We start from the raw sequence: 21,477 nt of genomic DNA, 5'->3' as shown, positions 1-21,477 counted from the left end.
GGGCCGATAGATCAGAATGAGCTACGGGCCCGGACGGAGCAGGCATGAGTGAGAACATCATCGGCGTCGAGGGCGGAACCCCGATGCACTTCATCTCCGAGGGCGGCACCCTCTCTTGGCACCACCAGTCGGCCGAGACCGAGGAGACCACAGCGTGGTGTGGCGAGGTCGTGGACGTCGATACCAGCGCGGTCACTGCGTGGGAGCCGATCTCCCTCAAGGGAACACTGTCCTGCCCCCGGTGCGGTCTGGCCGGCGGGGTCCTCGAGGGCACGTTCATCCGCGTCTTCCGGCAGGAACCGGGCCAGACCCGGGCTGAGGCATTGGCGGCCTACCACAGGTACCGCCTGGGGCCTCGCAGGATCTGGTCCCCGAGCGACCCCCGATCCCCGGGGGCCACACGCTGGTCCGTCAGCGCGCGGGGCCGGGAGGGACGGGTTCATATCCAGGATCCGCCCGAGAATATGGATCCAGACCAGACCGAGGAGTTCGCGAAAGCGCTCCTGGCAGCGGCCGAGCAACTACGCGCGTGGAAGGCAGGCGTCGATCGATAGCCGCTCGAGTTCGCGTGACCCGATACCCGGGTAGCCGTGGCAGATGTCCCGCCACTGCGCCGGCACGGCCGACGCACCCCAGCGCGCGCCCAGCAGGCCCCCGGCGATGGCGGCGACCGTATCGGTGTCGCCTCCGATCCCGATCGCCGTGACCAGTGTGTCGGCGAGGTGCCGCCCGGGATAGGCGGCGGGGATCGGCGTGTGGTGGATCGCCGACCACGCGGCCTGCAGCGCGGCCACCACCCAGCCGTTGCGGCGGAACCGTTCGGGCGGCCCCTGTTCGGCCTCGTCGATGCAGGCCTCCCAGTACTCCCGGTCCGGCCCGTCGAGGTGCGCCAGTCCGCCGCGGAGGTCCAGAACCTGCTCCCGCACGGCGCGGTCGATGGCCGACGACCACAGGACGCACGCCTGGGCGGTGCGCGGGTCGGAGTGGGTCAGGTCGCTCACGGCCGTGGCTGCCCGGACGATCGCCCCGGTGTCGCCGAGGTGGGCCAGGGCGACGGGTGCGGTGCGCATGAGGGAACCGTTGCCCGCGGAGTGGTGACTCCGCCTGAAGTGCTCCTCGGCCGCCTCCCGCGCGGCGGCGGCCGTCGGCGCGGGCCCCGCGGCCCGCAGGACCGCGGCGGTCTGGTTGCCGATGTCCGGCGGGCCGGAGTCGTACCACCGCCCGAAGTTGCGGGTGACCTCCGAGAGCGCCTCGTCCGTGAGCAGGCCCCCACCCCTGGCGGCCACGTCGAGCACGCACCACGCCATGGACGTGTCGTCGGTCCACTGTCCGGGCGCGAACCCGCCCAGTCCGCCGCCGATCATCTGCGGCCCCTCGGGACCGAGCGGCGCGGAGCCGTACTCGTATCCGGCGCCGAGGGCGTCCCCCACGGCGGTACCGAGCATCACCCCGGCGACCCGGTCGTCCCACCCCCGGTCTCCACTGCCCGTCATCACGCCACCTTCCCTCCGAGCCGGTACGCCAGCTCATCCCGGTTCTGTTCGAGGTCCTTCGCGAACGCGCGGAGCATGCCCTCGATGTTGTCCGCCGAGAGCGGGCGCGCGGGGAGGGTGATCCGCTGGAACACGTCGCGCCCGCTGAGGTACCAGGTGCTCCACATCCCCTTGCTGTTGAGCAGGTCCACCTCGACCGCGGTGTTGCGACGGCTGTACACCCCGCGGACCACGAGCGCCCAGGCCTGGACCAGCCCGCCGTCGGGGCTGAAGATGACGAATACCGTGGTGCCGGCGACGGTGAAATACACGTCGCCGTCGTCGTCGACGCCCGGCTCCTGCCCGAACATCCTCCCCACGGCCTCCACCACCACCGGACGCAGCGCGTCCGGACCGCCGCGGACCCCACCGTCCGTACGGCCGTCCGGCCCACCCGGCGCGTCCGCGTCCGCGAGCCCCAGGGACTCCGCCAACTCGGCTGCTCCGCGTCCGCTCGCGCGGGCCGTGAACAGCTGGGGGTGCGGCAACCGCAGGTCCTCGCGCGCCACGCGGACGATCGCGTCCGCCAGTGCGAACGCCCCGTCGGCGCCGGCGCTGGCCACGACCTCCTCGGCCGCCGTGCTGCCGGCGATCCCGCGGGTGACCCACATGAATCCCCGACCACGGTCCGACCGGACGACGAGCTGTTGGCTCCATCCCTCCGGCCCGGTCGGGGCCACCAGCGCCAGCGCGTCACCGTCCCCGACAGCACCGATCCGCAGGATCAGCGTGTCCAGGAACACGCCCCAGGCGCACTCGGTGGCCTCGCCGCCGACCCCGTCCATGCCGTCGTCTCGTCGACTTCCCATGACCCCTCCACTCCTTTAGCACTCCAGGCGCGCTAAACATTAGCACGCCAATCGCGCTAAAGTGAAGGTCGTGTCCGATCTCGATAAGTTCCCCCGGCCCGCCGTGGCCGTGGACCTGGCGATCCTCACCGTGACAGGGGCCGGCGGCACCGACCCCGAGCTGCGGGTATTCACGCAATCACGCCGGAATCCGGACGGTCGCGCGCTCCCGGGCGCGTTCCTGCGCGAGCGGACGACCGTCGCCGAGACCGCGGACCACGTACTCCGCGAGAAGGTCCGGATCGAGCCACACGAGACCATCCGTCCGCGCCTACTGCGGCTCTTCGACGACCCGGAGCGCGACGAGCGGACCTGGGCCGTCTCCGCCGCCCACGCGCTCCCCCTGCCCGAGGCCGTGCTGGCCGGAGCGAACGGCGAACTCACGAGGGTCACCGCGGACGGCCGACTCGACGGCATCGCCTCACTGCTGTTCGACCACGACGCGATCGTCGACGCCGCGATCCGCGACGTCCGCGAGCGTTACGAGATCCGCCTGCGCTACGTCGACGTGGGCCCCGATCCCGACGGCTTCCTGGCCGAACCGTTCACGCTGCTCCAACTGCGTCGCGTGCACGAGGCCGTGATCGGCGAGGAGCTGCACAAGGACAACTTCGCGCGCCGGATGCGACCGCACCTGGAACCCGTCGTGGACGACGACGGTGAGGTGGCGCTGTCCACGGCCCTACGCGGTCGCCCGGCCGCGCTCTTCCGGCGCGCGCGCTGAGGCGTCCCGCGCCGCCCGCGACCGCAGCACCAGGGTCACGCCGACCGCACTGATCGCCATGCCGACCACGGACGGGAGGGTGATCGGGACACCGAACATGAGCCACACCCAGACCATGGTCGTGGGCGGGGTGAGGTAGAGCAGCACGCTCGCGACGGTGGCGCCGCGGGTGCGGGTGACAAAGACGAAGAGGACGTACCCACACAGGGTGGACAGGAACACCAGCCAGGCCACCGCCGCCCAGAAGTCGGGTTCGGCCACGGGCGCCGCCTGGCCGGCCACCAGAGCCGCGGACATCAGGGTGACCCCCGCGACGACGGACTGCATGGTGATCGACTGCAGCAGCGTCTCGGTGGGCCGCAGACGCTGCGTGAGAACCGTGCCCGTGGCCAGACTGAGCATGCCCGCCGCCGGGAACAGGTACGCCCACCACGGGGCGGCGCCCGCGTCGAGACCGCCGGAGACCACCACCACGACGCCCGCCATCCCCAGCACCATGCCGACCCACATGCCGGCCGTCGTGCGCTCGCCGAGGACCCTGCCCGCCACCGTCGCCACCAGCAGTGGCTGGAGCGCGGCGATGAGCGCCGCGGTACCGCCGTCGACGCCCCGGGAGACCCCCTCGAAGATCATGAACAGGAAGAACGCCTGACTGAACAGGCCCAACACCGCCTGCCGCGTCCACGCCGCGCGATCGTTCAACCGCACCCCCAGCACGAGGCAGACGGTCACCAACAGCACGCCGAGGATCGAGAACCGCCAGCCCAGCAGCTGCAGCGGGGTCCCGTCGGCCCGGATCCCGAGTTCCGCGCCGACATAGCCCGAGCTCCACATGAGCACCAGGGCCGCCGACGCCAGATGGCCGGCGTTGCGGCGGAGCGCCTCTCCCGCGGGCTGAGACATCGGCACAGCCTACGAAGCGGCCGACCTCGTCGTCGTCGTACTCTCGCGTCCCACCCCCGGCCCGTGGCCGTTCACCCCTCCGCGCTCACCCCTCCGCGTCGACGATCACCGTCCCGGCCTCGAGCCGGGTGTCCGTGGGGCCGCCACCGCCTCCTCGAGCGACGACGGCGCGCGGTCAGAGGTCGGACTGTGGTTTCTGTCGCGACTCCGGGACGGGCCCCACTCGTCGGGCGTGGGAGAGGCGGTCGGGTCCATGGGATTCGCGCTCGCGGTCATCGGGGTGTGCACGCTGATCGGCGGGACGCGGCTGCGGTGGCTGTTCTGGCCGGAGCGGGTGCTGGGCGCGATGCCCCTGACCGCGTACACCGCACATCTCCTCGTCTGGGCGGCGTGGATCGCCATCTCGCGCGCCGAGGGCCGACAGTTCGACCCGATGGACGACCTCCGCGCCCTGGACCCGTTCTGGCCGATGACTCTCGGGGGGACGGCCGGGTGCGCCCTCTGGGCGGTGGTCGTCGGGCGAGGCCCCCTCGAGACAGCCGTTTCGCGGCGCGCGGTCGCGGACCTTCCTCACCGTCTGCGTCGGCACGAAGTATGAAGGACTTATTATCGACGGTGTTGGTCGGGCGCTCACCGACCGACACTCCCCGATCCACCTAACCCGAAGGTGACTCCATGACCGACACCCGCGTGCCCCTGCGGCTCTCCGACGCCCCTCGCTCCGACGACGGCTACTACGGCCCCGACAGCATCTCCTGGCGGGTGTTCTCGGACCCGGCCTCGGGGCTCGGCGCGAAGAACGCGCTCTTCCTCCAGATGCTCGAACCGGGCATGATGACCCACTTCGATCGGGTCTCGCTGACCAGCGAGGGCGCCGACGAGATGGCCGCCCGGTTCGACCGCACGGCCGCCTACCTGCGGGACTCGGTCTTCGCCGACACCGCCCACGCGGACGCGGCGGCCAAGCGCGTCGACCACCTCCACGAGATGGCGACCTGGACCAACCCGGAGACCGGAGAGGTGGAGGAGGCCAAGCAGCCGGAATGGATGCGGTGGACGTGGTGGACGTACATCTGGTCGGCCGTCCGGGGCTACCAGGAGTTCGGCCCCGGCCTGAGCGCCGCGGACGCGGACCGCCTGGTGATGGAGTCGCACATCGGCGCGGACAAACTGCACGTCCCCGGCCCGCACCTCGAGACCTTCGCAGCGGTCGACCAGTACGTCACCGAGGGCCTCGACACCAAGGCGTTGACCATCTTCGCCGCGATGGCCGGCCACTCGCTCCGACACCCGGACGTGAAGGGCCCGGTGGCCAGGTGGGTCACCCGCCAGATCCTCAACGGCGTGCTGTCGCTACTCCCCGACCAGGCCAAGCTGTTCTTCGCCGTGGAGGACCGCAGCGCCAAGGAGTTCGCCCGCGGGGCCCGGTTCACCAAGCTCGTCGCCACACTCGCGCGGAAGAACCGGACCGCCGAGGACCTCATCGCGCAGGCGATCGGCGAGTCCGTCGCTGCCCCCTACCAGCGGGTGCGGGTCAAGAAAACCAAAGCCTCGCCGGCTTCCTGACGCGTCGACCGCGAGACCCCACGCAGTCCCGCAACCCGGCAGTGCGCCGGGCCGCGGCCTCCCGACCTGCGGTGCCCTGCACACCGTCTTCAGGGCACCGCAGGTCAGGGCCGGTCAGGGCCGGTCGATGGCGGAGTGTCGCGGTGCGGCGGGTGGAGCGAGAGGGCCCGCGCCGAGGCTGTGCGCCATTTACATAGTGTGTGCCACACACTAACGTGTGCCGCATGGGCGACGACGCGGACGCGGCACTGGGCACCCACCTGCAGGAGCTCCGGCGCGGGTCGGTCGTCCTGGCGAGTCTGCTGGCCTGCCGGACGCCCAGGTACGGGTACGCCCTGCTCACCACGCTGGCCGAGGCGGGAATCGCCACCGAGGCCAACACCCTCTACCCGTTGCTGCGCCGCCTCGAGGGACAGGGCTTGCTCACCTCGACGTGGCGAACCGAGGAGCCCAGGCCCCGCAAGTACTACGAGACCACCGCGCTCGGCACCGAGACCGCCGAGCGCCTGCACGCCGAGTGGCTGGCATTGGGTGCCGGCTACACCGATCTGCGGAAGGCGGACGCGTGATGTCCACACTGACCGATCGCTACATCTCCGAGGTGGTCCGCCACCTCCCCGAGGACCAGCGCGACGACATCTCCTCGGAGATCGCCGCGACCATCGCCGACATGGTCGCCGCCGAACCCGACGCCGGGAACGACGCCATCGGGACCCCGCCGGGCGGGACCGCCGACCGCGCTTCCGCCGAGCGCGCCGTCCTGGCGCGACTGGGCGACCCGGCCGAACTCGCACACCGCTATGCCGGCGCCCGCCAGTACCTCGTGGGCCCGGACGTCTACCCGGTCTGGGCCCGGGTACTGCGGTGGCTCCTGCCCGTCGTGGGCGTCATCGCCGCCCTGGCCGGCGGCATCCTCTACGTCTCCACCACCGCCGAGCCGGAGCTCGGCGGTCTCATCGGCCAACTCGTCAGCTCCGTCGCCGCCGCCCTGCTCTGGGCCTTCGCGGCCTGGACGCTCGTGGTGGTGATCATCGAGCGGACGACCCCGGAGGGCGAACGCAGTCCGTTGTCCCTGACCCCCACCTGGGACCCGGCACACCTGGACGGCCACAGGGGCGGGGCCGAGTCCCGCGCGGACGCGGTCGTGTCGCTGGTGTTGCTGGCCGTCCTGGCCGCGGTGCCGTTCGTCCCGTCGACGTTCCTGTACATCGGCCATCTCAACGGCGGCGAGCCGCTCGTGAACCCCGCCATCCCCACCAGGTGGTTCACGGGGTACGTGCTGCTGATCGGAGCGCTGGCGCTCGTCCAGGTGTGGCGCCTGGTGAGGCCGGGCAGGTCACCGGCGCGGCTCGGCATCGACGTGGTGGTCGACGTTGTCTTCGGTGTCTTCCTCACGGTCCTGGTGCTGAGCCACGACTCGGTGATCCACCCCGGCCTCGTCGCGGACGACGGCGGCACGGCGACCACCGCGATCCGCTGGAGCATCATCGCCACGATCTGGGTGATCGTGGCCTGGGATCAGATCGAGACCCTGCGCGCATACCGGCGGGGGGCCGCGAACGCCGCGTGAACACCGCAGGCCGGAAATGGCGAACGCCCCCGTCCGCGTGGACGGGGGCGTTCCTTCTGTGCGCCCGAAGGGACTCGAACCCCTAACCTCTTGATCCGTAGTCAAGTGCTCTATCCATTGAGCTACGGGCGCAATATTCTTCTGTCGTGCCAGCTATCCGGTCACCCGGATCCCCGGCATGGCGGAGGCGAGAGGATTTGAACCTCCGGTCCCCTTTGAGGAGGACAACTCATTAGCAGTGAGTCCCATTCGGCCGCTCTGGCACGCCTCCTGGAGGCTCTGCTGAGCCAACGAGGAATTACAGTACACACAGGCCGGGCCGGTGCGCAAAACGGCCGGACACCGGGCCCGCAGGGGGTGGTCCTACCCTGTAGTCATGTCCCCCGACGTGCGCAGCGACCTCGACGCCATCCCCGCCTACATTCCGGGCGCCTCCGTGCCGGGCGCGGTCAAACTCGCGTCCAACGAGACCACCGCGGGCCCGCTGCCGAGCGTGGCGGCGGCCATCGCCGAGGCCGCGGCGGGCGCCAATCGCTACCCGGACATCACCGCCGGCGCGCTCGTCGGCCGGCTCGCGGACTTCCTCGACGTGCCCACCGGGAACGTCACCGCCGGCTGCGGCTCGGTCGCCCTGTGCCAGCAACTGGTCCAGGCGGTGTGTGCACCGGGCGACGAGGTGGTCTTCGGCTGGCGCTCCTTCGAGGCGTACCCGATCATCGCCCGCATCGCCCACGCGGTCCCGATCGCGGTCCCCAACCGGGACGACGGGTCGCTGGACCTCGACGCGATCGTCGCCACCGTCACCGACCGGACCCGGCTGATCTTCGTCTGCACGCCCAACAACCCGACCGGCCCGGCGGTGACCCGCGCCGAACTCCTCGCTTTTCTCGACCGCGTCCCCGAACGGGTCACCGTGGCGCTGGACGAGGCCTACTACGAGTACATGCGATCCGAGGACCCGGTGGACGGCGTCGCCGAGGCGATGTCGCGGCCCAACGTGGTCTCGCTGCGCACCTTCTCCAAGGCCTACGGTCTGGCCGGCCTCCGCGTCGGCTACCTCGTCGGACCCGCCGAACTGGTGGTACCGGTGGCGAAGATGGTCGTCCCGTTCTCGGTGAGCTCCCTGGCGCAGGCCGCCGGAATCGCCTGCCTCGAGGCCGGGGACGAACTGCGGGCCCGCACCGACGCGGTCGTCGCCGAGCGCTCCCGCGTACGGGCTTCCCTGCTCGACATGGGGCACGCGGTCCCGGACACCCAGGCGAACTTCGTCTGGCTACCCCTCGGGGACGCCGCGGCTGATTTCGACGCCCACTGCCGCGAGCACCTGGTCGTCACCCGGTGTTTCGCCGGCGACGGAGTGCGGGTGTCCATCGGGGATCCCGAGGAAAACGACCGATTCCTCACTGCCGCCCGGCATTTCGTGACCAGAACGTAATGCTTCCGGCGGGGTCCCGTGACATCGCGAGGGCAGCATGGGCCGGGTTTGGGAGAGCAGGTCACGATCTCGCGATCCCCGGATCGCGGAACGTGCGAGCCCCCGCCCCCCTAGGAGACGATGTGCAGCAGAAGAGTTCATGGCACGAGGTGAACTCCGCAGCTATCCACACGTCCATAACGGGCCGCGTCGGGCCGGTCGCTTTCGCGCTGTTCGCGGCCGTGGTCCTCGTCGCAACCCTCGCCTCCCCTCCGCGTGCCGACGCGCAGACCAGCAGTCCCTGGAGCCCGGCGGCGGAGACCCGGTCGGTCCGCATCCTGGGGATCGGGGAGTTCTCCGGTGCGCTGTCCCGGCCCGTGGGGTTCCAGGGCGAGCTCCGTGACGGCTCGGGCAACGTCCGCCCCGCCGGTGGCGGGCCACACCTCGCGGCCACGGTCGGAAAGTTGCGCGACCAGGCCGAGGATTCACTGCTGTTCGCCACCGGCGACTCGATCGGCGGGACCGCCCCCGAGGCCGCGTTGCTGGGTGACCGAGCGACCATCGAGTACTTCAACCGGCTCGGTGTGGACGGGGCCGGCGTGGGACGACGCGAACTCGAGAAGGGCGCCGACCACGTCCGATCCCTGGTCAGGCCGGGGTGCGCGACCGAGCGGGATTGCCGCGTCGATCCCCCGCTCCCGCCGTTCCGTGGGGCGGCGTTCCCGTTCCTGGCATCCAACGCCATCCCGTCGCCCGATTCGGCCCCCACCTTCCCCTTCGCGATCCACCGAGTCGGTGACGTCCGGGTGGGGGTCGTGGCGGTGACTTCCCCGTCGACGTCCGTCCCGGAGACGACCACGCAGTTGACCGACCCCCTCCGCGCGATCGACGAGACCGTGGAGTCACTGCGGTTCCTGGGCGTGGAGGCGATCGTCGCCATGGTCCAGTCCGACGCCGTCCACGACAATCTCGATCCGGCGGCCTGCCCCGACGAGCTCACCGAGTTGGACCTGGTCAAGCAGCTCAACCCCGCCGTGGACGCCCTGATCGTGGGAGCCTCCGGCGGCCCGGCCACCTGCCGTGCCTTCGACTCGGACAACGACGAGCGCGTCGTCGTGGCCCCCGCGTCCCACGGCCGGTCCGTCACCGTCGTCGACCTGGCGGTCGACCCCGCCACTGGCGACGTGATCCGGCCCCAGACGTCGGTGTTCAACCAGACGGTCAACCTCGACATAGAACCCGACGCCGGGACCGAGGAGCTCGTACGCCAGGCCCAGGCCGCTGCGGCACCGCAAGCCCGCGAGGTCATCGGCACCGCCGACGAGACCATCGAGCGGGCCATGGATGCGAACGGCGAGTCACCACTGGCGGATCTCATCGCGGACGGCCAGCTTCACGCCGCCCGGGGTCGGGGCGCCGAGCTGGCCCTGTCCAACCCGGACTCCCTGCGCACCGACCTCCCCGCCGGGCCCCTCGACTACGCCGACCTGCACACCGTGCAGCCCTACGGGGATCGCCTCTACCTGGTCACCGTGACCGGGGAGGAACTCCGCGCGGCCTTCGACCACTTCGCCGACGACATCGGCCGCAACGGCCCCGCGGTCTCGTCGAACGTGCGCTATACCGTCGACCTCCGCCGCCCGCCCGGAGCCCGGGTGTCGGAGATCGTGGTCGACGACGAGCCCGTCGACCCCCGGCGCGAGTACACCGTCGTGGTGAACGAGTTCCTCTCCTCCCCCGAGTGGGACGGCTCGGTCCTGGCCGAACGCGGCGACCGCCGCGAGGCCGGGGTGACCGATCTCGACGCACTGCGTCGCTACGTGGCCGAGGAGGGCCCGCTGAGCGCCCCCGAGACCGGCCGGATCAGCGTCGTCGGCTGACACGACCCGACAGTCGCACCGGCTGGCCGCGTGTCGTGCTCGGCACGGCCCGCCGGGGGCCGACACGGGGGGGGCACCTCTCAGCGCCGCGGGCCTATCAAAGAGTAAGATCAGCTTCACTCTCCGCGATTCCGGACGCCCCCGCCCCTGTGCACCGTGCCCACCCAAGGAGAAAAAAGGTACTCCGCCTTATCGACTCCTGAGGAAGTGGTGGCCATGTCGTCGCGAAGACCCGTCGTGGGACCGGGGCACGTCCTCATGCGTGGCGCGGCCCTGGTGGGCGGCGCACTCACCCTGGTCGGCTGCATGACGACGACCGCCGTTCCGCAGGTGGACCCGACTTTTGCGGGAACCGTCCGACTGGACGAGGTCACGGTCCAGCGCTTCGAGTACCCGACCCGGGATTCCGACGCCGATCCCGAACAGAACTGGGCGGACCTGTACCTGCCGTCCGGGGCCCAGGGGGTCGACACCGTCCCCCTCGCGGTCCTCATCCACGGAGGGGCGTGGCAGAACCAGCTGGGTGCGGACATCTTCGATCCCCTGGCACGCGAGTTGGCGAGCCGCGGGATGGCGGTCTACAACGTGGAGTACCGCCGGGTCGGGTCCGGCGGCGGCTGGCCCGTCACCTTCCGGGACATCGCGGACGCGCTCGACCACGTGGTCGAGGTGGACCGGCGCTTCCCCCAGATCACGACCGATGACGAAGTGGTGGTGGGCCACAGCGCGGGCGCGCAACTCGCCGTGTGGGGCGGCACCCGCCACCTGCTCGAGGACGACGAGGTGGGCGCCGAGCCCGCGTTCCGGCCCACGCGCGTGATCTCGATCGCCGGGCCACTGGACATGGTCTATGCAGCGAACCACGGGGACGACAGGATCGTCACGGCGATCGGCGGGACGCCCTCCGAGTTCCCGTGGCGGTACGCGTCGGTGGACCCCATCCAGAACATCGACACCGGCACACCGGTCGTCGCGATCCACGGCAACCGGGACGCGACAGTCTCGGCGGAGAACTCCCGTCGCTATGTCGACGAGGTCACCCGCCGGGGAGGACGCGCCAAACTGGTCCTGCTCGAGGGTGAGGACCACGTCTCGATCGTCTCGGGAAAGTCCCGCTCGTACCCGCGGGTGCTCGAGATCATCCGCTACGTCGCGGCAGCGGACCTGCAGGAGACGACCGCCTGAGCCGGCCCTGCCTCGACTCGGGCCCGCGCGGATCGGACCTGGGCGGAAGTGGAGGGATTAACTAGATAGCACTATCTGTGCTGGTCAGAGGCTATAAACCGTAGCCCCTTGGCGCTAATGTCTGCCCCGTGTCTTATCGGGGTGGGTGCGCTGAGACAAAGCGACCCCCGTAGACGCTGGAACGTCTGCGAGGGTCTAGACCAGAACAGAGGCACCTGTCATGGCCATTGCGCCTACTCTATCCGCCCGTCGTCGCCGGGTCCATCCCATCGCGGTCGAACTATCCGCCGTGCTCGTCATCGCCGTCCCCGTGTGGGGGCCTGTTGTCGCCTGGGCGGTGGGAGCATGACCGGCCACGTGTTCAAGCTCGCGGATGAAGCCGACCTCACAGCCTGCGACCTGAACCGCTGCGCCGACGTACTCGCTGACGTTGATCCCGTCATGGCGGACAACCTCCGTCGTGCTGCTGAGCGCCTGCGGGCGTCGTTGAGGGCAGAGGGTCACCCCGTCACCCAGGACGCATCATGAGCGCGCTAGAGGGTCGTGCGCGTGTCGTGTCCGCGTTCCTGGCGCGTACCGCCCTCGGAGTCATGTCCCGTGATCCTGCGCTAGGTCTGGCGCTTGCTATGGCGTCTCGTGACCTCGCTGACGCTCTGGACAGTTCGAGCACTGTCGCCTACGCCCATACACTGAGCGAGTCCTCCAAGTCAAGTACCGGGTTGTGAGCATCTCCCCCGGCGTGTTTCGGGGGTTTTGCTGACGATCCGGGCCGTTCCGGTATCCGCGTCTCGTCTCCGGCGTTTCAGGGCAACTCGCCGCAACTCAGTTGCTCCCGGTGTTCTCAATCCCCCAAACCGGTGGGGGCGTTCCTCCCTCGGGTCTGCGCAGACGTGGGAGGGATCACGACTAGCCGTTTCACGAAATGTGGGAGGGCTACTTGTCGTGCCGTGACGCGATAACGGGGCATGGTTCGTGGGAAACCGTGGGGAGGGGTCAGCAAAGGCTATATCCCTCTGGGATTCCTTGGGTTGGTCTTTAAGGGTGGGGTCACTGGATAGTGTTTCCCGCTGGGCGGTGCTGCCTGTGAGGGCCTGGGAGACGATTCCTGGGGTCAAGTATGGGCGGGATGGTTTGCGGGTGTAATTCTTACCGTCCGTGCCGGTGATCGACTCAGGCTTTCCGTTTGGAAAGGGTTCCGTAGCTGTCTCCGGTGATTACTTTTTGGGCGGTGTCGGGGTCGTCACGCTTAAGGCGGGCGAGGATCGAATCGGCAGTGTGATCCCTAATGGGAGTGGCACTCCCATTACCTTCCGGTGGCCTGCCCGCCGTAGCTTGCGCTGCCGGAATCTCGCTCTTCAACAGAGCATCAACCCGGTCAGCAGTAGCCGGGTCAGTAAACCTTATCCACGCCACAAAAAAAGAGCCGCCCCGGTAACCCACTCACGGGCACCGGGGCGGCATCAATCAATCAGTGAGCGGAATGAAACGCATCCTCCACATGGGCAGGAATCCGGCCACGATCCGACACGTCATAACCGTTGTCTTGCGCCCATGCCCGAATAGTGGCGGTGTCCCGTTTGGGCCTAGAGACTGTGGCACGCTTCCGACCCTCCGGGCGGCTCGCATCCATCCACCGGGCAAGGTCGTCGCGGAATGCCCGTGCATTCTCGGCACTAAGGTCGATCACACGGGCTTTACCGTCGAACGTGAACCGGATTCGTTCGTGGTCGTCTTCTGCGAGTTCGTCGCCGGTGAGGTCGTCTGTGTATCGGACGATTTCTATTCGTTGTTCTGCCATGCGCTCATGGTACCTGAAAGCGCCTCTGGGGAAGCGATTCTAAGGGCTTGGAATGTCCGGCCCTACCTCTACCCCTCCGGACGGCTGAAAACGCCTCACAGCCCGTCCCCTACAGCGGGAACGACCCTTCTAGCGTGCCTTCTTCTCCCACCGCTGTTGAGCCTGGGCCATAATCTCAGCCGGTGACGGATTGTGGCGCTTATTCGCCGCATGACGACCAATCTCAGACGGAGACATAGACCCGCCCCCAGACATATCAACCTTGATGCCGGTCACCAGCTTGTCCAACTGCGCCCGAGTAGCACGAACCTCCCCAATAAGAGGATTCGCTACCTGCTGACCGCGCGATCCCATCGTTGTGAACCGGCCCGCATCACGATCCTTAAACCAAGCCTGCTCCAGAGCGTTCAGGTCGTCAGCGACCCGGCGTACAAGCTCCAGGCGCTCCGCTTCCGCAGGGGCAAACTGGACCGCCTTCACATCACCATTGGTTAGCACGTCCGCGACGTTTTGACACAGACGCTCTACTAGTCGGTCGCCTACTGTTTTCCGTGGTCTACCCATAAGAAACCCCTTACTAAACTATATCGAAACATCGCACCTGACAACCACTTGCCCAAATGAGCCGCGGTGCTCTAAACTTGCAGGTCAGGGACGGAAACCCGGTGAAAGTAAGCCTGCGGACGCTCCCCCAAACCCAAGTAACACCCACATATGCAGACCCACGCATGAGACCAGCCCCATTGCCGACCGAGGGGGGGAGCGGACCCCCAGGGGACCAACCCCCCCACCTCGAATGTTTGTGCGGATAGGTCACCCTAAGTTAGGTCGCCCTTACTGTCAGTCGGCTACGACCTCGATGCGGTCTGCGTTCTCGAACTGAGTGACCCGGTGGGCGTAGTCGTCGCTCGTGGCTGCGGACAACTGGAACCCGGCGTATTCCCCTCGGGCGAGCTTCCGGAGGGTGTCGGTTTCGTCTCGGTGCCAGTCGGTCATGAGTCGTCGTGCTTCGTCTCGGCGGGCGAGGTCTGCCGGGTTTGATCGGGTTTCGCCGCCCTGGTTCCAGCGGCTCGCGGGGGTCTTTTTGATCGGGTCAATGCGACCGGGATTAGTGATGAGTGCGAGTGCTCGTGCTGCCTGGGCTACCTTCCCGGCTGGTGCCACGGTTGCGCCAATGGCGGTGTGGGTGCGGACCGTCATGGCGAGCTGGTGCAGTTGGGTGAGTGCGTCGCCGTAACCGTTTCGTACGGCGGTCTCAGCGTTGAGGCTGGCGACGTGTGCGGCTGTGTCAGTGATGCTTGCGAGGACTCCACTGACACGCTCGTAAGCCTGGCCTGCGTACTGGGGCAGGAATGCTTTGAGCTGTGCGTCGAGCTGTGCCTGTGCGGTGGTGAGGAGTCGTCCGCGAATGGCTGCCTGTGCTTCTGCCACTCGCGCGTTATGGGTGGCGACTTCGGTAATGATGCTGTCCCAAGTGCGGGGATTGGGTGCGGCTGCCAGCTCGGCGGCTGCATCACGGGGCTTGAGGTCGAACAGGGCCACGGCGGCATCCCGGCGCTTCATCGTGGCGGTGAGGGCCTTGTCCCATTCCGGGCTGATTCCGAGGGTGTCGGCTGCCTTCGTGTAGGCGGCTTCAATGGTCGTGATGTGAGTGGTCATGCGGTCTCCTCAATAGGGTTTGCGAATAGGCGTAGAAGTGCTATTCGTCTCGTGTCGTAATCGAATCCGGCTGCTGATGCTGTAGCGCCCGCGTAGTCGCCGTGAACCAAGTTGACGATTGCCGCTGTGGGTGCGTGCCGGTGGGTATGGAATAGTTCCCGAATGGTCTCGGGTGTTGCTGTTCCGGGGTCACAGAAGGTCGCTATTCGTGCTGCTGCGACTGATAGCCCGGTGGCTCTGAGTAGCCCGTGGGTGTGTGCTGCTCCCATGATTGGGTCAGCGACCTTGGGAATGTTCTCGGTGGGAGTGTTTGCGAGTTGGTCCAGCCGGTCTTGTAGGGCTTCTTTCCAGTCTGCGCGTGCTCGTGGAATGTAGGCGCGCCAGTTGGTTAGGTCGCCTTTGGCGGGTGGATTTACCGGTGTGATGTTTGTTTGCCGGTAGACTTCCCAGGCTGCGCGGTCTAGGCGTGCGTGGTAAGCGCGGTATGGTGTCACAGAATCCTTTACAAGTCGTGCTGCGGAATCATCCCGGTAATGCCTTTGAGGCGCTATAGCGGATGCGCCGTGAAGTAGGCTCACACCGGCTGAGTTTTCTGCGCTTTAGCGAACATGGCGGCTTCATCAAGACATTCCGCAAGCTTGTCGGTCTCGTCAAGACTCATTAGGTATTCGCATCCGTTGATTGTTAAACAGATGCCGCCCCGTGACGGGGAAACAAACCACCTAGCCGTGGTCGTTGTGATCTTCATGCGGTTTCGTCCAATCTGTCAGCGAAATCGTGTAGTTGGTCTGCGATTTCACGAATGCGAGTCCTGTCAATGACCAGCCGGTGTCGGAATCCTCGGGCTACCCATTCCAGGCGTGCGTTCCGGTTCTTGGTCCGGTGTAATGTGATTCGGCTTGTGGGTCTGATTTCCCGTTCGACTGTTAGGGGCGTTTCGTCGCCTGCGTCTTGTGCTGCGACTCCGAGTGAGTTTGCGAATGTGATTGCTACTCGCGGATTGAACACCAGTTTGAACTGTTCGTCGTGTTCGTCGTGAGCTAAGAGTTCGACGCTTTTATCGGATGCTTGTACTTTTTCGGCTCTGAGGGTTCTCACCAGTCCTCCAAGAGGCGACGGTTTAGGAATATGTTGAGGGCGGTTGCCTGCTCGTGTGTGAGCCGCATTTCCAGCGACTGGTATTTGCCGAAACCGATTAAGCGCATTCGCCCATTACTCACACTTGCTTTGAAGTGTGTGCAGTCTTTGATGGTGGGGCGTTTCGATTCGGTGTGGTCGTGCTCGTCAAGGTCGTTTCGCCTGCCGTCTGGGGCAAGGAATCGGAACGGGTCGTGTGACATTGGGTTGCCTCTCTGCCCCAGGAATGGGCTTGTGTGGTGTCCGTTTTCAGCCATGAGGGGTGCATTAGTCTCCTAGGCATGATTAAAGGCCGCTAGAATCGTTTCTAACGGCCTTACAGGGTGAGGGGTATACGAGGGTTAGGGTTCGGCGTTTGAAACGCTTAGAAAGCGAATACGGCGGCTATCCGCGGTGGTCTAGAATTGCCCCGGCGTGACCAGTCAGACCATCCACAACAGTTTCAAGGTCTGCGAGAATGGTTAACGCTTCTCGGTGCTCCGTTCGGGTAGTCCGTCCGTCACGGTGCATTCGGCGCATGAACTCGCGGAACTCTCCGGCGATTTCGGCAATCTCGGCGGCGTCGGTGTAAACGGTTGCCGGGTCGATTTCGGGGGTTCGGATTCGACTCATCGGGAGTCCTCTCGGGAAGGGCCATTACTGGTGACGGTGGGAGGATTTGACAGGCTTTCAGCCCCTCGGGGTATATCCGGTAGGGGTTAGCCGGCTAAGCGCTGTCAGATTTTGCGCTAGTGGCGTAGGGGCGTGCCCAACACGTGTAATCACGAGAAGCAAGGATGAGACCAACGTCGGCGGGGTGTACGCACTCGCCGTCTTTTCGGTGCTTGTCGAATCCGCTCACACTTGTGAACGTCGCGTGACACGAAACGCAGTGCGCCGTATTAAGGCCAGTCCATCGCCTGCCACACCGGCAACTATGGGGATTGGCAGGGTTGAAATCATCCATGATGAAACCTCTCAGATATGGCGATACCCCCACCTTTTCGGGGCGGGGGTTCGGTTGATCGACCTACAAGGGGTCGTAATGGTGTCGGGTGCGTGTTCTGGCGGCTTTGCAGGACTCCGGTAGGGGTTTGTGTGGGTCCAGCCTCTTAGGGGCTTAGAATCAAGCACGCCAAGTAAAGAGGGGTGGCCCGTCCCAGGGGTATGAGGGACGGAACCACCCCGGTCTATGGGTCCGGCACGAAACCGGAGCTTGGGAAAATTTCCCACGGTCTATGGGAAAATCTCCCATGAAAAACATGCCCTGACCTTGGCATCCTTATTTTTCCTCTCATACTCTCTATATAGGATCAAACAAGGATAAAAACATACTCTGACCAGCGTAAATAGAACTACGAAACCTAGTGATGTTCGCAAATCTTCCGACTGCGATAGTTCCCGGCCTTGAACTCAACCCCAAACGGAGCGATCATGCACCGATCATTAGAACCGTGAGCCAACCAGCCACGGTCTACAGCCTCTTGAACAATCCGCCGCGTTTCAGCGTGCGACTTCTGCCCCAGGAACCGCGATAACTCACCGGCTGGCATGGGGCAGTGTCCCCGCCGATCCATATTTGCCCAACAGTGAAGGGCTGCCATTTGCCACTTCGGTGTTTTGTCACCTTTTGATAGTCGCTCGAATAGTTTTCGTGACATGAGGTTGTACCCTCCCGGCATCCGAGTTGGATTAGGAATCCCGTCGCTTGTCGTCATGGTTGAGCACTCCCTGTGCTAGTCGAATAAGGTCTACAAGGTCGTCGTCATTCGCCAGGAAACTGTGCGCTGTCCCTTCAACGCCGATCCTGTGAACTCGCTTCTGGAGTTTGTGACTCCAATGGGTCTTGATTTCAATAGCCACTGATTTCCCTTTCTGTGCGGTAGGTGTTGATGCTGTCCGGCTTGTGTTTCCCAATAGGGGAACCCCTCGCGGCCTGCGGCCTTCGGGAAGTTCCCCTCGCGCTCCGCGCTCACCCCTCCCAGGCGCGATTGAAAAGATCGTCATTGGGGGTGGTGTCTGTGCCGGTGCGGTGTGTTTCATAGCGCCTGCGGCGCGGCATTGACGGGGAAGGGAGGGGTTTACTGTTGGTCCAGTTGCGCCACGGTTTTATCTGCTCCGTAGGGCTGGGGATCGTCGCTGACGCGCCGATGGAAAAGATTTCTCTTCTCGAATGTCGGGAGGGGGTGAGCGTTAGCGAGGGGGAACCATGACAGCCGGAGGCTTCATGAATGGTTCCCCCTATGAGTGGCCGGGGGAATGTGGCCGGTCTAGCTGGTGGTGTCGGCCCCGGTGATCCGATCAATCTCGGCCTGGGAAATGCGGGTGACCTTCGGGCTAAGCCGAATCGCCTTGATAGTTCCGTTGGCGATCAACTCGCGGACGGTCACGGTTGAAACTCGGAGGAGGTCAGCGACCTCGCTAATCGTGAGCATGGGTGTTCCTCTCGTAGAAATGCAGGAACCCCCACAAGCGATTGCCTGCGGGGGTTCCTAGTATGGGTTGGGCTTCGTTGCCCTTATCAGATACAAAAACTCTATCATGCCGATCTAGTCGGCTTCTTGTGCTGCCTATGCTTCGAGTCTACTAAACGGCGTCTAGTTGCCTCTAACATTGCCGCTGCCTCTAGCTTACGGGATAGGTGGACAAACCTTTGTCGTCTACTCGTAAACAACTCTACGGCATGGGGTTAACAAGTCTTGTCGCTCCCATGCCCTAAACCACTCGTGCTTTCGATTCTACGGCATACCGAAACAGGGACGACCTCGGGAAACTATGCGATTGTCATGCGGCCTTTCGTGGCCTCTTAGCCGGGGCTTTAGCCACTGGGACTAGATATGCCCCGTGGGTTAGTCCAACCCATTTCGATGCCAACTTTTCCCGCTTGGCGTACATGGATTCGGGTACCTCGCATGTGTGGATAGGTGGGAGCACCTGGGGAACCTTCTCCACAGCTTCCCGGCCCCGTTGCTCCGGCCATACCGTGCGCAGCTCACTCCGAAACCTCGGACCAGTGCCATAACTCTTCATGCCGTCTCCACTCTCACGATTTAAGGGGTCGAAACAGCCCTACCCATACTTGGGTATAGGAAAAGGCTCAAAGGCTCTCAGAATGCGAATGCGACACCACTACGGGGCCTTGTAGGCGTCTCGTACAGTGCGGCCCGACACATTGAACAGGTCGCCAGCCTCATCAACCGATTCCTTGCGCCGTCCCGCGTCGGGCGAAACCTCCGGCAAAATTTCCGCAGGTTCTTCACCCTTGCGTGGCCTGCCACCTACGCGCTTCTCGGCCTGCTCCCCGAACACCCGCTCATACTCCACAGCGATCATCGCCCGTTCAGGCAAAGTTTCCTCAACGGTGTCCTCGCCAACCGATTCCTTGCGCCGCCCGGTTCAAGGTCTGGCAAATTTTCCATACCTTCACCGCCCGAGCCTTGGGGCAAACTTTCCCCAAGGCTCTCACCCGTAGCCTGGGGTCCACGATCCCCCTATTCCCCGCCTACGCGGTAGCGAGACGGCGGGTAGCCGAATCCAGCGAATCCATACGCACACGCAGAAGCCGGGGACCGACCCGGTAACCCTCGATCCGACCATCCGCGATCCAACGCCGAATGGTCTTGACTGAAACGCTGTAGTGCTCTGCGGCATCAGCAAGCGACACCAGACGAGACGACGACACAGACATAAACGAAACCTCACAACACGTAATATGGGCACCCCAAAACAGGGCAGACACCGGAAACCCCGGCACAAACTCCCCAAGCGAGGCAACCACCAACGCCCGAAAGGAAACCTACAAACGAACCATATCGTGAGGGGTATCCGTACTCGAACGGAACCGCCCCTGACCAGCGAAACTACTCCCCCACAGACCCCAGAAGCTTGCCCACCCCGTCCGCGATCTGCCCCGGCCTATCCGCCGCCGTGTGCTGATAACCGATAGCCTGATCCGCCGTCGAATGCCCCATAAGGTCCATAATCTCCCGCACGGTCGCCCCAGCCCGTGCCGCAACCGTCCCACCGAAATGCCGTAGCTGGTGCGGGGCAACATCCGGTCTCCCAGCCTTCCCAGCCGCCGTCCCAAACGTGGACCTAAACGACTGCGGGCGAATCCGCCGCCCATCCTTATTGACGAACAACGGGGCATCCACGCCGAACCTCGCACGCTCCGCAACCTGAGCCACCAGACGCGGAACTAGATCACTCGGGACCGCTACCGTCCGGTCACCGCTCTCCGTCTTAGTCGGCCCCGTCGCCAGCCCGTAGCCCTTCACCTGAGTCACTGTGCGGGCTACCCGTATCGTGGCGCGTGTGCCTTTCTCGGCTTCGATGAACCTCACGTCGCCAACCTGTAGCCCTGCCGCCTCCCCAGGTCGCAAAGCACAGTTACCAGCAATCTCCGCGTACAGCTGGTAGTGCTTCGGTAGCGCCTTCACGATTGCTTCGTACTCGGAAACCTCTAGTACGGGCTTTCGTGCCGGACGGGGTTTCTTCCCCAACTCGGGCGACACACACGGGGTGGACTCCACGAGACCGTCCCTGACCGCATCCTTGAACACACCAGCGAGGAACCTGTACGCCTCCGCGTTGCGTGCTGCGGTGTCGGGGAAGTCGCCAAGCATGGACCGGCCCCAGCCCGCTATATCGTCGGGGGTCGTCAGCGGTGCGGGTAGGTCACCGATATACGGGGTAATGCGTTTCGCCACGAGAGACTTGTACTGTTCCCTACTGCCGGGGCGTAGGTTGCGGCGCTCAATCGTGCGGGTACACAACTCCGTGACCGTGATCCCGTCCGCGCGTTTCTTCGCTTCTCGGTCTGCCGGTGGGGTCCATGCGTCTAGGTCAATGAGTCTGCGTTCGGATACCAGCCAAGCGTCCGCGTCCATCTCGGTTTCAAAGGTGCGTGGCGCGTTGTGTAGCCCGCCGTCCGGTCCCGTGTATCGGCCCCGGTAGCGACCGGAGGGGAGGCGCTGGACTCTGCCGAATGGGCGGCGCTTGCGTGACCTGGGAGGCATGGCGCGTCTTTCGTGTCTGTTTCTTGTCCTAGTGAGGGATGTATCGGGGGTCTTGTGTCCCGACGTGTCTTTAGAGTAGCATCGTCTCCACCAGCACACGAGACCTGTTTTCCCAGGTTAACCGCTCTCCAATTTTCGCCCCAGTGCGGAAGTGGAGGGATTTGAACCCCCGGTGCTGTTTAGGCACGCTCGCTTTCAAGGCGAGTGCATTCGGCCGCTCTGCCACACTTCCCCGCCGCCTGCCGCGACACGCACGACCGCGTG

General features: G+C 65.6%; 21 protein-coding genes and 3 tRNA genes. 10 read left to right on the top strand and 14 right to left on the bottom strand.

All coding sequences use genetic code 11. The annotated features are described in order from the left end of the window. Window positions 1-44: 44 nt before the first annotated feature. The gene (locus tag AB5G72_RS01830; RefSeq protein ID WP_067714703.1) at window positions 45-554 is read left to right on the top strand and encodes a CopD family protein; all 510 of its coding nucleotides are present in this window, start codon (window positions 45-47) and stop codon (window positions 552-554) included. Here the strand turns inward: AB5G72_RS01830 and AB5G72_RS01825 are convergent. After that, window positions 522-1,493: an ADP-ribosylglycohydrolase family protein gene (locus AB5G72_RS01825; RefSeq protein ID WP_268093048.1), complete on the bottom strand. Its 972-nt coding sequence runs from the start codon at window positions 1,491-1,493 to the stop codon at window positions 522-524. The two genes, AB5G72_RS01830 and AB5G72_RS01825, sit on opposite strands and share 33 nt — an antisense overlap. Then, a complete protein-coding gene (locus AB5G72_RS01820; RefSeq protein ID WP_440220810.1) occupies window positions 1,493-2,341 on the bottom strand; it encodes a T3SS (YopN, CesT) and YbjN peptide-binding chaperone 1 in 849 nt (282 codons plus the stop codon). Before AB5G72_RS01820 ends, AB5G72_RS01825 begins: the two co-directional genes overlap by 1 nt. A gap of 70 nt (window positions 2,342-2,411) precedes the next feature. On the opposite strand from AB5G72_RS01820, the gene AB5G72_RS01815 reads away from it, so the two are divergent. Continuing rightward, window positions 2,412-3,104 (top strand): NrtR DNA-binding winged helix domain-containing protein, encoded by a 693-nt coding sequence (locus tag AB5G72_RS01815; protein WP_440220809.1) that lies wholly within the window; start codon window positions 2,412-2,414, stop codon window positions 3,102-3,104. On the opposite strand, the gene AB5G72_RS01810 is transcribed toward AB5G72_RS01815, so the two are convergent. Next, window positions 3,063-4,007, bottom strand: coding sequence for a DMT family transporter (locus AB5G72_RS01810; protein ID WP_440220808.1), 945 nt, complete (start codon window positions 4,005-4,007; stop codon window positions 3,063-3,065). The two genes, AB5G72_RS01815 and AB5G72_RS01810, sit on opposite strands and share 42 nt — an antisense overlap. Before the next feature lie 253 nt (window positions 4,008-4,260). Between AB5G72_RS01810 and AB5G72_RS01805 the strand changes: the two genes are divergently transcribed. From AB5G72_RS01805 to AB5G72_RS01790, 4 genes are all read left to right on the top strand, one after another. Then, the gene (locus tag AB5G72_RS01805) at window positions 4,261-4,605 is read left to right on the top strand and encodes a hypothetical protein (RefSeq protein ID WP_440220807.1); all 345 of its coding nucleotides are present in this window, start codon (window positions 4,261-4,263) and stop codon (window positions 4,603-4,605) included. 77 nt (window positions 4,606-4,682) lie between these two features. Next, window positions 4,683-5,573 (top strand): oxygenase MpaB family protein, encoded by an 891-nt coding sequence (locus AB5G72_RS01800; protein ID WP_185951055.1) that lies wholly within the window; start codon window positions 4,683-4,685, stop codon window positions 5,571-5,573. A 224-nt stretch (window positions 5,574-5,797) separates the two neighbouring features. Next, on the top strand, window positions 5,798-6,142 hold the full coding sequence (locus AB5G72_RS01795) for a PadR family transcriptional regulator (RefSeq protein WP_069390443.1): 345 nt from the start codon (window positions 5,798-5,800) through the stop codon (window positions 6,140-6,142). After that, the gene (locus AB5G72_RS01790) at window positions 6,142-7,143 is read left to right on the top strand and encodes an HAAS signaling domain-containing protein (RefSeq protein WP_440220806.1); all 1,002 of its coding nucleotides are present in this window, start codon (window positions 6,142-6,144) and stop codon (window positions 7,141-7,143) included. Before AB5G72_RS01795 ends, AB5G72_RS01790 begins: the two co-directional genes overlap by 1 nt. Window positions 7,144-7,202: 59 nt before the next feature. Here the strand turns inward: AB5G72_RS01790 and AB5G72_RS01785 are convergent. Then, window positions 7,203-7,275: transfer RNA gene (locus AB5G72_RS01785), tRNA-Arg, on the bottom strand. Between the two features lie 47 nt (window positions 7,276-7,322). Then, window positions 7,323-7,414, bottom strand: a tRNA-Ser gene (locus AB5G72_RS01780). Between the two features lie 105 nt (window positions 7,415-7,519). Between AB5G72_RS01780 and AB5G72_RS01775 the strand changes: the two genes are divergently transcribed. From AB5G72_RS01775 to AB5G72_RS01760, 4 genes are all read left to right on the top strand, one after another. After that, on the top strand, window positions 7,520-8,578 hold the full coding sequence (locus AB5G72_RS01775) for a pyridoxal phosphate-dependent aminotransferase (protein WP_119192058.1): 1,059 nt from the start codon (window positions 7,520-7,522) through the stop codon (window positions 8,576-8,578). Window positions 8,579-8,700: 122 nt separating this feature from the next. Then, window positions 8,701-10,437: a bifunctional metallophosphatase/5'-nucleotidase gene (locus AB5G72_RS01770; protein WP_440220805.1), complete on the top strand. Its 1,737-nt coding sequence runs from the start codon at window positions 8,701-8,703 to the stop codon at window positions 10,435-10,437. Window positions 10,438-10,695: 258 nt separating this feature from the next. Further along, window positions 10,696-11,622, top strand: coding sequence for an alpha/beta hydrolase family protein (locus AB5G72_RS01765; RefSeq protein WP_440221536.1), 927 nt, complete (start codon window positions 10,696-10,698; stop codon window positions 11,620-11,622). Window positions 11,623-11,967: 345 nt separating this feature from the next. Next, complete coding sequence (locus AB5G72_RS01760) at window positions 11,968-12,150, top strand: hypothetical protein (protein WP_440220804.1); 183 nt, start codon at window positions 11,968-11,970, stop codon at window positions 12,148-12,150. 940 nt (window positions 12,151-13,090) lie between these two features. Here AB5G72_RS01760 and AB5G72_RS01755 read toward each other — a convergent pair. From AB5G72_RS01755 to AB5G72_RS01715, 9 genes are all read right to left on the bottom strand, one after another. After that, complete coding sequence (locus tag AB5G72_RS01755; RefSeq protein ID WP_440220803.1) at window positions 13,091-13,420, bottom strand: histone-like nucleoid-structuring protein Lsr2; 330 nt, start codon at window positions 13,418-13,420, stop codon at window positions 13,091-13,093. A 129-nt stretch (window positions 13,421-13,549) separates the two neighbouring features. Further along, window positions 13,550-13,918 (bottom strand): hypothetical protein, encoded by a 369-nt coding sequence (locus AB5G72_RS01750; protein WP_440220802.1) that lies wholly within the window; start codon window positions 13,916-13,918, stop codon window positions 13,550-13,552. 342 nt (window positions 13,919-14,260) lie between these two features. Further along, the gene (locus tag AB5G72_RS01745; protein WP_440220801.1) at window positions 14,261-15,079 is read right to left on the bottom strand and encodes a hypothetical protein; all 819 of its coding nucleotides are present in this window, start codon (window positions 15,077-15,079) and stop codon (window positions 14,261-14,263) included. A gap of 1,843 nt (window positions 15,080-16,922) precedes the next feature. After that, complete coding sequence (locus tag AB5G72_RS01740; RefSeq protein WP_440220800.1) at window positions 16,923-17,162, bottom strand: FDXHR family putative zinc-binding protein; 240 nt, start codon at window positions 17,160-17,162, stop codon at window positions 16,923-16,925. Between the two features lie 1,303 nt (window positions 17,163-18,465). Continuing rightward, the gene (locus tag AB5G72_RS01735; RefSeq protein ID WP_440220799.1) at window positions 18,466-18,630 is read right to left on the bottom strand and encodes a helix-turn-helix domain-containing protein; all 165 of its coding nucleotides are present in this window, start codon (window positions 18,628-18,630) and stop codon (window positions 18,466-18,468) included. Window positions 18,631-19,324: 694 nt separating this feature from the next. Continuing rightward, complete coding sequence (locus AB5G72_RS01730) at window positions 19,325-19,528, bottom strand: hypothetical protein (RefSeq protein WP_440220798.1); 204 nt, start codon at window positions 19,526-19,528, stop codon at window positions 19,325-19,327. A gap of 169 nt (window positions 19,529-19,697) precedes the next feature. Then, the gene (locus AB5G72_RS01725; protein WP_440220629.1) at window positions 19,698-19,883 is read right to left on the bottom strand and encodes a helix-turn-helix domain-containing protein; all 186 of its coding nucleotides are present in this window, start codon (window positions 19,881-19,883) and stop codon (window positions 19,698-19,700) included. Window positions 19,884-20,055: 172 nt separating this feature from the next. Next, window positions 20,056-21,084 (bottom strand): tyrosine-type recombinase/integrase, encoded by a 1,029-nt coding sequence (locus tag AB5G72_RS01720; RefSeq protein WP_440220797.1) that lies wholly within the window; start codon window positions 21,082-21,084, stop codon window positions 20,056-20,058. A gap of 275 nt (window positions 21,085-21,359) precedes the next feature. Beyond that, window positions 21,360-21,445: transfer RNA gene (locus AB5G72_RS01715), tRNA-Ser, on the bottom strand. Window positions 21,446-21,477 lie beyond the last annotated feature (32 nt).

The organism is Dietzia sp. MNB45 (assembly GCF_051994785.1).
GTDB lineage: Bacteria > Actinomycetota > Actinomycetes > Mycobacteriales > Mycobacteriaceae > Dietzia > Dietzia kunjamensis.
The sequence above is the reverse complement of the archived record's forward strand: the minus strand, read 5'-3'. Positions and strand labels throughout refer to the sequence as shown.